Below are 14,217 nucleotides of genomic sequence, written 5' to 3' on the forward strand. Positions count from 1 at the left end.
TTGCGGCGCCCGAGGCCAGGTGCGTGAACTGGTGCACCTGCCCCGGGATTCGCGTCGACGCTGTGATGTCGGTACCGGCCCCATGCTTGCGAGCCACCGCGGACACTGACCGCCTCCCGGCAACACCACGGGCGGTACGCCTATGCAGATCCCGGGCCGCGCTCTGCATGTTCCTGGCCCTGGGGCCGGAAGCGCAGGGCGTGGCCGGCCCGGTCAGATGTGGCCGTGGTGCTTGAGGACGCGCCTGGTCTGGGCGAACAGCATGCCGACGTTGACGGTCTTGCGGCAGACGACGACGGCGACCACGTCCTCCTCGCCCTCCACCCGCAGGAAGAGGTGGGTGAGGTTGTCGCTGTTGACGAGGATCTCCTGGAAGTAGTGCCGGTCGGAGACCACGCCGCGGCGTTCCTTGAAGATGCCTTCGATCATGGCCACGTTGCGGCCCTGGAACAGGTCGAGGGTGGCGGCGGCGAGCAGGTCAAGCACCTCGGACGGGTGCGAGTCCATGGTTTCGACGGCCAGCAGCATGCCGGTGGACATGTCGATGACGCCCGAGGCCACGCACTCGGGTACGTCCGCGCGGAGGGTCTTGACGAGTCCCGACACCCGGTCGGACATGCTGGTTCCCTGCGTGTTCACTGCGCTCCTCATCTGGGCCCCGGAACAGGTTCCGTCCGGGCCGGTGGTTGTGTTCGGGATGTTCAGTGGTGTGCGGCGGGCGTGCGCGGGGCGGTCAGCAGGTCGTCGATCCGCCGGACGGCCTGCTCGCACTCGCCGTCCAGCCGGGCCGGATCCATGTCCGCGCTACCCAGCAGGGTCAGCACGCCCATGTCGCCGACCGGGCGCACCACGAGGTAGCCGTCGCCGTAACGCGCTGCGCTCCAGCGCAGGCGGTCCCTGCCGGTCGCCGCTCCGGCGCGGCGGGCCAGACCCAGTACGGCCGCGGCCAGGGCAGCCAGGCACTCCCCGTCAGCCCTGTCTTCGGTGTCTGCGGCGACGAGCAGGCCGTCCACCGCCGAGACCACGACCCCGGTGACACCGGTGGCGTTGCCGCGCAGTGCCCCCATCTCCGCGATCAGATCACCGCTCGTGTCGGTCACAACTCTCCCCATCGATCGAGAATGCTCACGCCGCCGCTCCTCGGCGGCGCCGCGGGGCCGCGGCAGGGGCGGCCCGACTGGAAATGGATGCCGGCCGTGGTGTCACGGCGACCGGTCGGCCGGCCGCGCGTGGCGGGCGGAGACGGGCCTCAGCGGGAGCACGTCGTTGATCCCGCTGGCACCGCGGCGGCGCAGCGGCAGATGGCCCAGCGTTCTGGCCGGGGGCGGCTGCCGGTCCACCACGGTGCCGCCATGCGGGTCCGGCACCGGACCGGGTTCCGCCGCCTCGACCAGCCCCTCGCCGGCCATGCGCGACAGTTCGGTGGTCACGGCGAACAGGCTCCGCCCGAGCAGGAGGGCGATGTCGTGTGCGCTGCGGTGACCGTCGACGTGCTGCAGGATGTCGCGCCTGGCGTCGGACAGTTCGGGGGCACGGGCAGCGGGTGCGGCCCGTACCCGGTCGGTGAACGGCGACAGTGCGGTGCGCATGCAGGCGAGAGCAGCCAGGCGCCGCTCGGTCTCCTGCAGCAGCCAGTTGGGGTCGATGCCCTGCGGGGCGGCCAGCAGGGGAGGCGGGCCGTCGGCTGGGGCGCTGCCCTCGATCCGGCCCGCGGCCATGGCGAAAGCAGCGTCTGCCGCGGACATCATGCACACGACCTGGAGCTCCTGCGGACCCACCAGGGAACGGGAGAGCAGGGCCGCACCGAGCCGGCCCCCGGCAGCCTCGTACTGCAGTGCCGACAGGTTACTCTCGCTCACTCGGCCGGAGGCCAGCAGCATCCGGACGGCATCCGGCGCCCCCGGCGACACCACCGCCACGATCGCCCCGCCGGACAGATGAACGACCCCACCCGGATCACCCGCCACCACCAGCGCACAGGGCCGGGATACCCCAGACGCCGACGCCAAGACCCCGGCGAACCTGCCCACCCCGCCGGGCTGCGCGACCGCAGGCAGCCGAAAACCTCCCGTCACCCGCACACCCTCCCCCACCGCGATCCATTCGAAATCAACCTCGTCTGATGCCCCGAGACCGCACCAGAAGCCGAACGCATGCCCGAAAATCCGAGGCCAGCAAATTGCGAATCTATGCAATCGCAAAATTGTGCAACAGTCAAACTAGTCGCATTAGAAGAAGATATTTGCATATCTTTTCACGATCGGAGTGGAGTTGGCCCCATTTCGTCCCCGCGGATGCCTTCGAGGGTGCAGAGGCGCTGCCTGTTCGACGACGGCGCCTCTCGCATCCGCCTCTGCGCCGATCGGTGAGCGACGCAGAGGCGGACGCGGGCCGGGCGCCGGGCAGTGCAGACCTCAGCAGCACCGAGGCGCCGCAGAACTGAAGGAATTGCGCACCAGAACGGTCACCTGTCCGCCGAAATCAGTTCAGTATTGCCCGGAACATTGCCGCCGGATGGCATTCGAGAGCGAAAGCAGGAGCACTTCCGATGAATTCGTGGTGAGCGCAGCTGCCGCAGGCGCGTGCTGGCGGCGACAACCTGCCCCGAGCCCGCGGGATGGGTCCGCTGCAGTGCGGCTGCCAGGTCGAGTGCCGCCGGCACACCCGAAGAACGGGGGCGGCCCCGCTGCGCTCGGGTTCGCAGCGGGGCCCCGGTCTCAGGTTGCGTGCATCCGCTGTCCGTTGCACGCGAGGCAGCGCCGGTCGGGGGCGGCAGCAGGCGGTGCTTCACCCGCTGCGCCTACGGTCCGCGGCCACGTGGATGCAGTAGTTCCGGTCAGTCGGGGAGCATGCCCATCTGGCGCATCATGGCGACGGCGTCCCAGCTCCACCAGCCTTCCTTGGCCATGCCGTCCTCGAACCGCCAGATCGTCATCCCGGCGGCCTCGATCATCTTGTTGCTGGCCGGCATGCCCATGTACTCGCCGATGTGGGTGCCGCGCCACATCCAGCGGGTGACGACCTGGTCCCCCTCGGCGATCTGGCTCTGGATGTCGAAGGTGAAGTCGAACGCGCGGCGGTAGCCCTCGATCATCTTCTTCACCGCCGCCGGGCCGACCGTGTCGGCGTCCATGGACGGGTCGTGGTCCCGGTAGTCCGGGGCGACGAGTTCGTCGATGGCGGTCATGTCGCCGGCCGCGGGTTCCATCAGCAGTCGGCGGGCCGCGTCCTTGAGGAGCTGCTCGTCGCGGACCAGGTCGAGGTTGGTGAAGGTGGGCGGCTCCTGGCACAGGGCCACCATCTCCCGGAAGATCCGGTCGGTCTCCGGCAGGCCGGAGTTGCGCATCGCGGCCTCGTACGAGGGGAACTCGACGATCTCCACGATGTGCCGGCCGTCCTCGCGGTCGGATCCGACCATGGTGTGAGTGGCGGTGCGCTTGCCCTGGGTCTGCTCGATCCAGGTGTCCATCAGCTGGTTGAGCTCGTCCGGCCGCTCCGTGCGGCACTCGACGATCTGCACGAACGTCATCGTGACCTCCCGGTCCACGCCACCGGCGGGCTTCACCCACCGGGTGTGCTGGCTCCACTGTGCCCCGGGCAGCAGCGGGCCGCCCTTCGATACGGAGGGTGATGCCGGAGCCGGTTCCGCCGTCGGCCCGGGAGCCCGGTGGCCGGCGCACCGGCCATTCCCGTCGGACGGCCGGAGGGCTCTGTCCGGCAGGCAGCGGACCGGTGCGTGCCCCTGCCGCGTGACTTCCGGGGTCGGCGGCGGGGTGCGGGTGGTCCCCTTCGGCCGGGCCACGCCGCGTCAGTCTTCGGTCAGGGCTGTGATGAGGGTCTGGGGCAGGCCGGGCAGGTCGACCGGCGGGAGGAGCAGGCCGTCGTCGGCGAGGTCGGCGAGTGTGCGGGCGGCGGCGAGCAGGGCGCCGGCGCCGGGACGGTCCCCGCGGGCCGCCGCGGTGAGCAGGGCGGGCAGGGTGTGCAGGGGGTGGGGGCGCAGGTTCGTGGCGTGCAGGAGTGGCAGGTCGCGGGGGTCGGCGTGCAGGAGCGTGGTGCCGTCCGGTGGTGTTTCGATCCGGCCGGTGAGGTCGACGACCAGGTCGGCCGCCCCGGAGAGGCAGGGGTGGGAGGTCGCGGGGTCGTGGAGGACGAGTTCGCCCACGCCGAGGGCGTGGAGCAGGCCGACGAGGTCCCAGCCGCGGTGGGCGCCCGACAGGACGACTGTCGCGTCGGCGGGCGCCGTGCCCCGGTGGCGCAGGGCGTTGAGCGCGGCGGCTATGGTGGCGACGGCATGGGCCAGGACCGTGTCCACCACGGCGGTAGGGCCGTCGGCGAGTGCGTCGCGGACCGCGGCGGTGTGCTCCGGCCGGGTGTGCGCGATGCAGAGTGCGGCGAAGCCGGGGGCGAGCGCTTTCGCAGCGGTGGCGAGCGCCTCGGGGGTGTCGGCGTCGAGCGGCATCGGGTGGATGTCCAGGCCGGTGGCCCGGCGCAGGTGGACGGCGGCGGACTCGAGTGCGGGCAGGACCAGGGGTGCGGGCATGGCGCCGAGGGTGAGGACCGCGGTGGCGTTGGAGACGAGGGCGATGCGGCGGCGGCGGCCGCTGAGGTCGTCCACGGCGTGCGGGTTCAGCATCAGGTGGGCGGTGACGCGGTGGTCGGCGTCGCGGTCCAGCAGGGCGAGGTCGCGGTCGTGGTCGGTCGGCACGCACAGCCGCTGGGTCGTCTTCCCGGTGGCCGCGGTCGCCAGTGCCGGGTCGGTGAGGTGGACGAGGTCGGCGCCGAGGCGGTCCTGCAGCAGGCTGCGGACCTGGTGGTGCGTCAGCGGTCCGTCGGTGTCGATGGTGACGGGCTGCAGTCCGGTGTCGGGGTCGACGGGGTGCGGGGTGATCCAGATCCGGCCGTGCGCCTTCGACATCGCCCGCATCAGGGTACGGGCGGCGCGGGCCGGCACGTGGGCGCGCAGGCTGTAGGCCGGCCGCACCAGGCCCAGCCAGCCGTTCACCGCGGCGTGCGGAAGTCGAGCCGGTGGCCGACGATCTGGTTGATCCGGATCCGGACGAGGCGCTCGCCCTCGCCCGTCCCCACCCCCGCGGATCCGCGGGGGCGGGCCCGCTCGGCTGCTGCGGCGATCTCCCGGGCCGGGCCCGCCGCGGTGACGACCCACCCGGCCAGCCCGTCCTCGTCGACCGATTCGCTGCGGTAGGAGAGCCAGTTCGGCACGGCAGCATCGGCGGGGCGGCCCGGCAGCGGGCGCACCCGCAGCACGAGATGACCGTCCTCGATCACGTGGCCCGCCGCCCGGAGGGGCGGCAGGTCACCGCCGCTGTGCACCAGCCTCCCATCGGCCACGGAGCCGAGCAGCTCCATGGCCCTCCGGACCGGCAGGTCGGACACCGCTGCAAGCGGCGGCCGGCCCGCTGCGTCCTCGCCGCCCGCCCCGCGCCCGGGCCGGTCGCCGACCGCGAACAGCGCGTGCCGCAGCTGGACCACCCGGTCCGCCGGGGCCTCGCCCGAGCCGTTCCTCACGCCAACTCCTGTCCCCGGCCGGAAGGTCGAACAGTGCGTCTACGGGACCGGAAGGCCCGCCTAGAGATGATGACCTTAGCAGTTGCGAATGTTCGCAAATCAGTGCGCTGCAGCACCTTGGTCGGCCTGCAACTCCCCTGCGGGTGTCAGCCGAAGCTGACCGCGCCCGTGTCGAGCGCGTAGTGGCCGGCCACGACCTCCAGCGCACCCCGGGCCAGCAGCGGGCGCAGCAGCGGGTCGCTGCGCAGGGCGGCGGCGGTGCGCAGTGTCTGGGCGCGGGTGGTTGCCTCGACGAGGTGGTCGCGGTCCGGGTGCTGTTTCAGCGCGTCCCGGTAGGCGGGACGGAGGCTGTCGGCCACGTCCCGCAAGTGCCCCGGCAGGGGATCGTCGTCATGGAAGGCCCGGACGGCGGCGGTCACGGCTCCGCAGTGCTGGTGGCCGAGCACGACCACCAGGCGGGCCGCCAGTTCCGCGGGGCCGTATTCGAGGCTGCCGAGGACGAGCGGATCGCAGGTGTGGGCCGCGGTGCGGACCACCAGGAGGTCGCCGAGGCCCTGGTCGAAGACCAGCTCGGGGGCGACCCTCGAGTCGATGCAGGCGAAGACCACCGCGAACGGGTCCTGCCCGCCGACGAGGGCGGCCCGGCGCGGGAGCGAGGCGTCCGGGTGGCGGGAGCGGCCCCGCACCCAGTTCTCGTTGCCCACCCTCAGCCGCTCCAGTGCCGCCCGGGGTGTCGCGGCGAACGCCTGCGGCGCCGCAGCGTTCGCCGCCAACCCGAAAGCGGCCACCGCACCCACGCACAGCACCGCGCGCCTGCTCGCCATCACGACCTCCAGCCTCAAAAGGATGGCTGCCCAACGAACGACAGCAGGCAAGGACACGGCGAGGGTGCAGGATCGGCCCTGCGGCCCGGCCTGCGGACCGTCCAGGTGTTCGGCGTGACCAGTTCGCGGCTGCATCGTTTCCTGACCTGAGGGAAACGATTCTTCTCCGAATTTCTACATTCGCCGAAGCTGCTGCAAAGATTGCCGGCGGCTTCGGGGCTGGAGCCGAGAGGATCAGCTGATTGTGACACCTGAAGCGGCCCAGAATATCGGGCTGTCGGAAGTCGCGATATCGGGGGAAAAGTGTTGCAGGATAATCACCCTGTGGTCCCGCCGCAGCGGGCGAGCACCGTGGGCTGCGCCTCGTTTGTGCTGCTCCATGCGGTGGTCGGGCCCGATTTTGATGTGCCTATCCCTTCCTGTCTGCGATATCACATCAAAGACCCCTATGCCGTGCATCTGGATGCCTTCGTCGACATGACAGAGCCGATCACCTGGTCCTTCGCGAGAGATCTCCTCATCCGGGGTGTGGACGAGCACGCCAGCCAGGGGGACGTGTCGATCTGGCCCGGCTCCGACGACGGCGATCCCGGCAGCGTTTTCATCTTTCTCAACACCGAGAATGCTGCAGCACTCCTGCGCGCGGAGCACGCCGAGGTCCGGGCGTTCCTGGACTGGACCGCGTGCGTGGCCCTTCCGGGCACCGAGGCCGAGCACTACGACCTAGAGAAGTTCGTCCGGAACCTGCCGCCGCAGCCTCCCTCGGCCCCTGGCACCGCCGCCGACGACCTGTAGCGGCAGGTGCGAGGGCAGCCCATCACGCCGGCGGGAGCCGGCAACGGTAGAAGCCGCCCGGACATCCGACCGGACGGACAGTCCGAACTCCCTGGAGAGTTCGGAAGAACAGGAAGGAAAAGCCCGTGTTCAAGGGGTTCCGCAGCTTTCTGCTGCGTGGCAATGTCGTGGATCTGGCGGTCGGCATCGTCATCGGCGCGGCGTTCACTGCGGTGGTCACCGGATTCGTGACCGCGTTCTTGACTCCGCTGGTGGGCGTGGCCTCGGGAGCCATCGGCGACTTCAGTAAGGAATCGTTCTCGATCGGCGGCACGGTCTTCCCCTACGGGGCGTTCCTGAACGCGGCGATCAGCTTCGTGATGATCGCCGCGGTCATCTACTTCGCGGTGGTGCTTCCGGTGACCCGGCTGCAGGCGCGGTTCGAGCCCGTGAAGGACAAGCCGGTCGCCAAGAAGGCGTGCCCGGACTGCCTGAGCACGGTACCGGCGGCGGCAGTCCGCTGCGCGCACTGCACCACCGAACTCGCCGGGCGCCCCGGCTTCCCGGCGATCCAGCGGTCGGCGCTCTGACTGCAGCCGCCCCACACCGGACGCCGGGCGAGGCGGCCCGCCACCCGGCGGCCGCCTCGCCCGGCTCTCAATTCGTGCAGGGGCGGGAGGTGTTCCGCCGGGCGGGGGCACTCCCACGTCTGGCCCCCGCCGGGTCCGGCCGGTGTCAGGCAGGAGGGCGGGGCGGTGGCACCTGCGGCACGGCCCGGCGCACGCCGGTGGCTTCGGCGAGGACAGGGTCGGCGAGGGCGAGCAGTTCGGCGATCAGTGGGTCGGTCAGGGAGCAGTGGGCGGCGGTGCCGCTGCGGCGGGTGGCGATCAGGCCGGTGCGCCGGAGTACGGCCAGTTGCTGGGACAGGTAGGGGCGTTTGACCCCGAGCGCTCGTGTCAGGTCGGCCACCGGGCGCTCGCCGCCGCCGAGGAGTTCCAGCAGGCGGATCCGTGCGGGGTGGGCCAGCGCCCGGAACAGGCCGGCCTCCGCCCGGTGCACCGGTGTGCCCGCGTCTTCGACGCGCCTGTGCGGTGTGGGTGCCTCGTTCGTCTGCAGCCGTCGCATCGCCGACCCGCCCGTCTCTGTACGGAAGCGTTCGCAAGGCCCCACCCGCTGAACGTCTCAGACAGGCAGGGTGGTCCGGAAGCGTGCCGAGAGTAGCAACCCCGGCTGACTGCCCAGTGGCGGTTTCCGCGGGACTGTCGCCCGTTCGAGTGGGGGTCGACGGTGTGGTGACGGCGGTTGCTGCTGCCGTATCCCGGGCGGTGCGGGTCGTCAGCTGCCAGGGGCGGGAGGTTGTTCAGTGAGGCGGAACCCCGTGACGAGCTCGGCCTTGATGCGGACAGTGCGGGTCATCGGCGTGTCCACCCACGGGTGCAGCAGCTGCTCGTAGCGACGCAGGTCGTCGGGGTCGGTGACGGGTCGGGCGTAGCCGGTGACGACGACGCTCCATCCGAGATGGGTGTCCGGGTCGATGGCGTCGGCCTCGTATGCGACGACGGTGCCGCCGGTGCCTGCGATGGCGGTCGTCAGGGCGGCACTGTCGTGGGTGCGGATGATGACCGCGTCGTCGGCGACGATGTGGTTGACCGGCCGGATGGCGGGCAGGGCGTCCTTGGTGAAGACGATCCTGCCCAGCGGGACGCTCGCCAGCAGCTTCAGGCATTCGCTCCGCCCCAGCGGCGCCATGCGCCGGGCGCCGGCGCGGCTGTGCCGGTAGTCGGTGAGGTGGTGGTGCACGGCTTCGTCGTTCATGAGGTCATCGCGATCACTCCATGCGGCCCGGCTGAAGCGTCCGTTCCCGGCCGCATACAGCGGCCGGCAGCCGGTCGGCTCTGCACAGTGCCGCACCCGCGGACCGCATGCCGGGTCTCTTCCCGCGTCTGTAGATCACGGTCCCTGCGTTGCCGACCCGCGGGAAGGGCCGATTGGCCCCACCCGGACGGGCCTGGTGAGGAGTCGGCGCGTCAAGCCTCGGTCGGTGCGGCCGACCTGGCGGCCTGCTCGATCTTCGCGCAGTGGGCTGCACGGGCTTGTTCGTCGATCTGCTTCTCATGTTCGGGGCGCATCCCTGTCCGGCCGTCGAGGCCCTCGCGCAAGATATCGGCGTGCCCGGCATGTCGGTTGGTCTCGCCGAGGACATGGACCATCACGGCGAACAGGTTCGTGTTGGGATGAGGATCCGGCCACCACGGCACGTGCCCGGGGGCGTCGAGAGCAAGCTCGCCGATCGTCGCGTCGGAGTGTTCCCACGTGCGCCGGTAGAAGCCGATGATCTGTTCGCGGGTCTCGTCCTCGGTCGCCCACAGGTCGCTGCCGTTGTAGTCCTGCCACCGGGGCAGCGGTTCCGGGGAAGGGCGGTCGAAGACCTCGCCGAAGTACCTGGCCTCGACGGTGGCCACGTGTTTGACCAGGCCGAGGAGGTTGGTCCCGGTCGCTGTCAAAGGCTGGCGGGCGTCGTACTCGGACAAGCCGTCGAGTTTCCAGAGCAGCGCCTTGCGGTCCCGCCGCAGTCTCCCGTGCAGGTTGTCTTTCGCGAATGCATCGATCATGCGGCACGAGCCTGCCATGGACTGATCATGGTCTCAAGATCCCGTACGTGGTCCGCAACGAACAGAGCCGAGGCCTGGCCATGGCCGCCGCCCTGACCTGCCGCAAGAGGCTCGCGAAACGTGTTCGCCGGCCTGGTGCGCAGGGGGGCGCGGTGGTCGGTCAGCCACGGGGCCGCAGGTGCCCGGACGACCGGGGATCTGTCGCAGCCTAGGCATGGGCCGCCTCCGTCGTCCATGGGTGACCTCGCGGGGGCCTGGTTTCCGGGCAGGTCACGGCATCGCCGCCCCGGCGTCGGTGAAACCCGGGGCGGCGAGCCGGTGGCGGCCGCTTCCGGTGGCCGTCACATGACGACCTTAGCAGTTGCTAATGTTGGCAACTGCGTGCGAGGACAGGAGGCGGGAATGCGTATCTCACCGGACCGTCACCGGGTGCTGCTTGCTCCGAATCCGGTGCCGGGTGTGTGCGGTTCGGCGCCGGCCGAGCGGTGCCTGCGGTCCGGGCGTTGCCTTCTCCTGCCCGGCCCTGCTGGTCGCGCAGGGTTCGCACGCGCTCACCGCCGCCCCGGGTGCGGTCCTCAGGGGCGGCGGTGAGCATGCAGTGGGAACTGGAGACAGTCGACGGCGTCGGCGTCCTGCGGCTGTCCGGCTTCCTGGGAGCGCGCGCCACCCACCGTTTCCGGGGCGCGTTCGACTGGGCGATGGCCCGCTGCCCGGGCCCGATCGTCGTCGACCTGTCGGACCTGAGGGGCTGGAGCACAGAGGGCGAGGCCGCGATCGTGGACGCCGCCGGCCTGCTGGGCGAGCGCGGCCCGCTCGCGGTCTGCGGCGTCGGCCGGCGCAAGGCGGACCTGCTCAGGAGCGGATCGGCCCTGTCGGTGCTCCGACTGTGCGCCGACCTCGACGTGGCCCTGGTGGTCCTCGGTGTGCACTGACCTCTCCCGGCCCCAGTGTGCGCGGTTGCTAGAGTCGGCACTCGATGATGCCCCACCCCGGCGGCCCGGAAGGTTCGAGACGGTGACGACGTGAAGGCCGATACCCCGCCGTCCGTGACCACGGTTCCGCTGTACCAGGTGAAGGCGGAGTTCTTCAAAACACTCGCCCACCCGGTCCGCATCCGCGTCCTCGAGCTCCTCAGCGAACGCGACCACGCCGTCTCCGAGATCCTCCCCGAGGTCGGCGTCGAAGCGGCCCACCTGTCCCAGCAGCTTGCCGTCCTGCGCCGCGGCAACCTGGTGGCCGCCCGCCGCGAAGGCGCCACCGTCCTCTACAGCCTGACCAGCCCCGAGGTCGCCGACCTCCTGCGCGTCGCCCGCTCCATCCTCGGCGGCGTCATCACGGGCCGGACCGAACTCCTCGAGGGCCTGCTCGCCCGCGACTGACGCCGCGCAGCCCCTGCTCCGAACCTCACGGGACGCACACGCGAACCATCGCCGCCCAGGCGGTAGTGACCCCCCTAGGCGGATGCCTGCCAGCCCGTAGATCACGACTACTTGAATCCAGCACATGCAAAACACGTGATTTGAAAAATTCTTCATATTCATACATCCTGTACTGCTGTTGGATCGGCGCGGGGTGCGTGCGGCACCCGGGAGGGTGCGAATGGTGACCGAGGTCTTCGACGAGGAGCTGCGTCTGCAGCTCGCCCAGGCCCGCGAGGCGCTCGAGCAGGCGAGCGCCGAGGGGGACGACGACGGCGCCCAGGCGTATGCGGGACGGGTCACCGCGCTGCTGCGGATCGCAGATCGGCACGGCATCGCCCTGCCGCGCACCGCGGGCGACGACCAGGGAGAAGGCTGACCCAGTGACCGTCCCGCTGTACCAGGTGAAGGCGGACTTCTTCCGCGCCCTGGGCCACCCGGTACGCATCCGCGTCCTCGAACTCCTCCAGGACGGACCGCTGCCGGTGCGCGAGCTGCTCGCCGCGATCGAGATCGAGGCCTCCAGCCTCTCCCAGCAGCTCGCCGTCCTGCGCCGCACCGGCCTGGTCACCGCCACCCGCGAGGGCAACACCGTCGTCTACGCGCTGCGCACCCCCGACGTCGCCCGCCTGCTGCAGGCCGCCCGCCGGATCCTCAGTGACATGATCACCGACCAGGGCCGGCTCCTGCAGGAGCTCGGCGCCGAGGAAAGCGCGGCGTGAACACCGCCCGCACCGGCACAGCGCGGCTGCAATCCGTACTACCGGACCGCCGGACGCTGGCCACGATGGGCCGCTCGCCACGCAAGAACCTGCTCGCCGACCCGACCGTGGCGATCGTCGCGCTGCCGCTCGCCCTCGGCACCGAGAGCTCCTCCGGCGCCGGCGCCAAGGCGGGCCTGGCGACGGCGCCGGTCGCCAGTGCGCTCGCGGCCGTGCTCGGCGGATCCAACGCACGCCGCCTCGGATGCCCACGCGGCGGACGCGATAGCCACCGCGGGGGCTTCCCGGTGACCGCCGCTGCCGTCCGGGCCAGCCGGTGATTCGCCGCTGGCGGGACCGCGGCCGCCGCAACGATCCGGAACCGCCGCCCCCGGCCGCCCCGACCGCAAACCGGCGGGAGTACCGGATCAGCCTGGCCACGACGCTGCCCGGCATCAAACTGGCGCGGCGCATCACCGTGACCGTCCTCACCAGCTGGGGCGTGCCGCCGAGGACCGGCGTCCACGACGCCGCCGTCCTCGCCGTCACCGAACTGGCCGCCAACACCGTCCGGCACGCAGCCTTGCTGTCCCCGTCCTTCGAACTGCTGCTGGCCGCCGCCGACGACCTGGACGTCGGAGTCCGGGACAACCACCCCGACCTGCTCGAACTCCCGCCCCCCGACGGGACGGGCGGGCTGGCCACCCTCGCCGACCTCGCCCACAGCCTCGGCGGCCGCCTGGCCCTCGAACCCGACCCCGGCGGCGGCAAGACCGTCCACGTCCTGCTGCCCCTCACCACCCCCGTGCAGGAGAAACAGTCATGAGCGACGCCGTCCGCGACGAGAAGGCCAAACGCAAGGCCATGCTGATCCGCGCCTCCATCTACATCGCCGGCACCCACCTGTTCGCCGGCTTCGTCATCCTGCTGTTCACCCTCGGCAACCGCCACCACTGACAACCGCCAGAGCAAGACGCGGGACGGTCCCCCCGACCCTGGGCTGCCGCGGCGAAGTGGCAGGCGGGGTCACGAGAGGCGATTCGACAGGCCGATACCGGCGGCGAGCTCCTCGGGTACGCCAGCGGCGTTGCATGGGCGCAGACGCCGCCAGCCGCGGAGCGGTGACGGCGGACGCGGCGCCGCCTGGAGCACGCCGGGCCCGACCTGCAGACAGACCACGGCTCGCAGTCAGGGACGGGCCCGGTGCCGGTCAGCCAAGGCCCCGAGACCCAAACAGGCGCATCAGTCCGCGCGCAGGATCCGCGAAACGTAGATGAGCGGCGGGTCCGTGCTCTCGTTCACCGCGTACTCCACCAGCCCGACGTCCCGGTGCAGCGGCGCCGAGTGCATACCGGGCCTGCCGGGGACGGGCAGGCTGAGGTGAGGGAAGGGGTTCTCGCGCAACTCCACGAGGAACGCGACCGCGGCGGAGAACACGTCCGCCGGTGTGGCCGGGTCGGCGAGGAGCTCCTCGACGGCCGGGGAAAGGGTGATCGGGTCGTCCGCGGCGGGGACGTCGTGATCGCTCACTGGGCGCCGAGACGGCGCAGAACCACCGACGCCGAGTCCCCGGGAGCGGTGCCGGCCTGGAGGGCGGCATGGATGCGGTCGCCCTCGGGATCGCGGTAGAGCTCGGCCCGCAGCCACCAGCGGCGCAGAACGCCACCGATCGTCTCGTCGGTGGCCTCGCCCATCTCCCGGTAGAACTCCATCCGCTGCGCCGGTGGCAGGGCCTCGGCGACGGCGTCCGGGGTCCGGGCGATCGGCTGGCTGCCATCGCCATGGTGGCCGTGCACCGGTGCAGTGCTCACCGTTCCTCCCGGAGATCTCGTGCAGGTGGGCTGGTACCAGTGTCCCCCTCGGATCGACAGTCCGGTACCGACCCGTGATTCTCGTGTCCGCGGGGCTGTGCTCCGGGCCTTGCGGCGTTCCCGCCGACGGGGCCCGTGGGGTTGTCAGCCTCTGGCGCGCAGGCGCCGGGTGTTCCCTGGCATGGACTGCGGGGGCCGGGGCGGGTTCACTCTCAGCGTATTTCCAAGCGGAAGGCGGGTCGGACGCATACGGAGCCATATTTCCGCGTTCACTCTTTCGGAGCAGTAGGGGCCCATCTCTCGCGCGGAAGCCTTTCACTCTTTTGGAGTAACGGGCCTTCAGATGGAGTTTCCAGATCTGACTGATGGTCGGCGACGTGCCGTCATCTACCAGCATGAACCAGTGATCCAGACGGGTCGGCATGAGATCTGCAGGGCCGTTCTCAAGTCTGGAAAGCGACGCTCTTTCGGCCCATCAAAACGGCCTTGGTCTGCGGAATTCCGGAAAAGGGAACGCGGCTCCGGTGTCCTATGCTGCTCGCAGATCCTGA

Annotated in this window: 21 protein-coding genes; 9 read left to right on the forward strand and 12 right to left on the reverse strand. The window is 71.0% G+C overall.

Going from position 1 to position 14,217, the window contains the following annotated elements; all coding sequences use genetic code 11:
• Nucleotides 1-213: 213 nt before the first annotated feature.
• From IE98_RS0129835 to IE98_RS0129865, 7 genes are all read right to left on the reverse strand, one after another.
• The gene (locus IE98_RS0129835) at nucleotides 214-618 is read right to left on the reverse strand and encodes a hypothetical protein (RefSeq protein ID WP_030274291.1); all 405 of its coding nucleotides are present in this window, start codon (nucleotides 616-618) and stop codon (nucleotides 214-216) included.
• Between the two features lie 83 nt (nucleotides 619-701).
• Complete coding sequence (locus IE98_RS0129840) at nucleotides 702-1,100, reverse strand: roadblock/LC7 domain-containing protein (protein WP_052391139.1); 399 nt, start codon at nucleotides 1,098-1,100, stop codon at nucleotides 702-704.
• Nucleotides 1,101-1,202: 102 nt separating this feature from the next.
• On the reverse strand, nucleotides 1,203-1,859 hold the full coding sequence (locus IE98_RS43285) for a hypothetical protein (protein ID WP_159401111.1): 657 nt from the start codon (nucleotides 1,857-1,859) through the stop codon (nucleotides 1,203-1,205).
• A gap of 977 nt (nucleotides 1,860-2,836) precedes the next feature.
• Nucleotides 2,837-3,529 (reverse strand): ester cyclase, encoded by a 693-nt coding sequence (locus tag IE98_RS0129850; protein ID WP_030274297.1) that lies wholly within the window; start codon nucleotides 3,527-3,529, stop codon nucleotides 2,837-2,839.
• A 279-nt stretch (nucleotides 3,530-3,808) separates the two neighbouring features.
• Nucleotides 3,809-5,002: a hypothetical protein gene (locus IE98_RS0129855; RefSeq protein WP_052391141.1), complete on the reverse strand. Its 1,194-nt coding sequence runs from the start codon at nucleotides 5,000-5,002 to the stop codon at nucleotides 3,809-3,811.
• Entirely contained in the window at nucleotides 4,999-5,526 is a 528-nt protein-coding gene (locus IE98_RS43290; protein WP_030274301.1) for a hypothetical protein, read from the reverse strand. The genes IE98_RS0129855 and IE98_RS43290 overlap by 4 nt, the downstream gene beginning before the upstream one ends.
• Before the next feature lie 146 nt (nucleotides 5,527-5,672).
• Complete coding sequence (locus IE98_RS0129865; RefSeq protein ID WP_030274303.1) at nucleotides 5,673-6,350, reverse strand: carbonic anhydrase; 678 nt, start codon at nucleotides 6,348-6,350, stop codon at nucleotides 5,673-5,675.
• A 324-nt stretch (nucleotides 6,351-6,674) separates the two neighbouring features.
• Here IE98_RS0129865 and IE98_RS0129870 point away from each other — a divergent pair, with 324 nt between their 5' ends.
• Together IE98_RS0129870 and mscL are read left to right on the forward strand one after the other, a co-directional pair.
• Complete coding sequence (locus tag IE98_RS0129870) at nucleotides 6,675-7,145, forward strand: SsgA family sporulation/cell division regulator (RefSeq protein WP_052391143.1); 471 nt, start codon at nucleotides 6,675-6,677, stop codon at nucleotides 7,143-7,145.
• Between the two features lie 125 nt (nucleotides 7,146-7,270).
• Nucleotides 7,271-7,714 carry a large conductance mechanosensitive channel protein MscL gene (gene mscL, locus IE98_RS0129875; protein WP_030274306.1) on the forward strand — a complete coding sequence of 148 codons (444 nt, stop codon included), beginning with the start codon at nucleotides 7,271-7,273 and terminating at the stop codon, nucleotides 7,712-7,714.
• 145 nt (nucleotides 7,715-7,859) lie between these two features.
• Here mscL and IE98_RS0129880 read toward each other — a convergent pair whose 3' ends face one another.
• From IE98_RS0129880 to IE98_RS0129890, 3 genes are all read right to left on the reverse strand, one after another.
• Complete coding sequence (locus tag IE98_RS0129880) at nucleotides 7,860-8,183, reverse strand: ArsR/SmtB family transcription factor (protein ID WP_052391144.1); 324 nt, start codon at nucleotides 8,181-8,183, stop codon at nucleotides 7,860-7,862.
• A gap of 276 nt (nucleotides 8,184-8,459) precedes the next feature.
• Nucleotides 8,460-8,939, reverse strand: a complete 480-nt coding sequence (locus IE98_RS0129885) for a pyridoxamine 5'-phosphate oxidase family protein (RefSeq protein WP_043175453.1) — start codon at nucleotides 8,937-8,939, stop codon at nucleotides 8,460-8,462.
• 212 nt (nucleotides 8,940-9,151) lie between these two features.
• A complete protein-coding gene (locus IE98_RS0129890; protein ID WP_030274312.1) occupies nucleotides 9,152-9,736 on the reverse strand; it encodes a DinB family protein in 585 nt (194 codons plus the stop codon).
• Nucleotides 9,737-10,329: 593 nt separating this feature from the next.
• Here IE98_RS0129890 and IE98_RS43295 point away from each other — a divergent pair.
• The 7 genes from IE98_RS43295 to IE98_RS51255 all read left to right on the forward strand — a co-directional run bounded on the left by IE98_RS43295 (nucleotide 10,330) and on the right by IE98_RS51255 (nucleotide 12,812).
• Nucleotides 10,330-10,668: an STAS domain-containing protein gene (locus IE98_RS43295; RefSeq protein ID WP_043175455.1), complete on the forward strand. Its 339-nt coding sequence runs from the start codon at nucleotides 10,330-10,332 to the stop codon at nucleotides 10,666-10,668.
• Nucleotides 10,669-10,782: 114 nt separating this feature from the next.
• Nucleotides 10,783-11,115: an ArsR/SmtB family transcription factor gene (locus IE98_RS0129900; protein ID WP_043175466.1), complete on the forward strand. Its 333-nt coding sequence runs from the start codon at nucleotides 10,783-10,785 to the stop codon at nucleotides 11,113-11,115.
• 220 nt (nucleotides 11,116-11,335) lie between these two features.
• Nucleotides 11,336-11,533: a hypothetical protein gene (locus IE98_RS0129905; RefSeq protein WP_030274317.1), complete on the forward strand. Its 198-nt coding sequence runs from the start codon at nucleotides 11,336-11,338 to the stop codon at nucleotides 11,531-11,533.
• A 4-nt stretch (nucleotides 11,534-11,537) separates the two neighbouring features.
• A complete protein-coding gene (locus tag IE98_RS0129910; protein ID WP_030274318.1) occupies nucleotides 11,538-11,876 on the forward strand; it encodes an ArsR/SmtB family transcription factor in 339 nt (112 codons plus the stop codon).
• A 65-nt stretch (nucleotides 11,877-11,941) separates the two neighbouring features.
• Nucleotides 11,942-12,196 carry a hypothetical protein gene (locus tag IE98_RS46935; RefSeq protein WP_199922986.1) on the forward strand — a complete coding sequence of 85 codons (255 nt, stop codon included), beginning with the start codon at nucleotides 11,942-11,944 and terminating at the stop codon, nucleotides 12,194-12,196.
• Nucleotides 12,193-12,681 carry an ATP-binding protein gene (locus IE98_RS0129920; protein WP_052391145.1) on the forward strand — a complete coding sequence of 163 codons (489 nt, stop codon included), beginning with the start codon at nucleotides 12,193-12,195 and terminating at the stop codon, nucleotides 12,679-12,681. Before IE98_RS46935 ends, IE98_RS0129920 begins: the two co-directional genes overlap by 4 nt.
• Nucleotides 12,678-12,812, forward strand: coding sequence for a DUF6126 family protein (locus IE98_RS51255; RefSeq protein WP_234443729.1), 135 nt, complete (start codon nucleotides 12,678-12,680; stop codon nucleotides 12,810-12,812). Before IE98_RS0129920 ends, IE98_RS51255 begins: the two co-directional genes overlap by 4 nt.
• 285 nt (nucleotides 12,813-13,097) lie before the next feature.
• Here the strand turns inward: IE98_RS51255 and IE98_RS0129930 are convergent, their stop codons facing one another.
• Both IE98_RS0129930 and IE98_RS0129935 read right to left on the reverse strand, forming a co-directional pair.
• Nucleotides 13,098-13,385 (reverse strand): hypothetical protein, encoded by a 288-nt coding sequence (locus IE98_RS0129930; protein WP_030274321.1) that lies wholly within the window; start codon nucleotides 13,383-13,385, stop codon nucleotides 13,098-13,100.
• Nucleotides 13,382-13,666, reverse strand: coding sequence for a DUF6247 family protein (locus tag IE98_RS0129935; protein WP_159401112.1), 285 nt, complete (start codon nucleotides 13,664-13,666; stop codon nucleotides 13,382-13,384). The genes IE98_RS0129930 and IE98_RS0129935 overlap by 4 nt, the downstream gene beginning before the upstream one ends.
• Nucleotides 13,667-14,217 lie beyond the last annotated feature (551 nt).

This window comes from Streptomyces sp. NRRL B-24484, assembly GCF_000717715.1.
Classification (GTDB): Bacteria; Actinomycetota; Actinomycetes; order Streptomycetales; family Streptomycetaceae; genus Kitasatospora.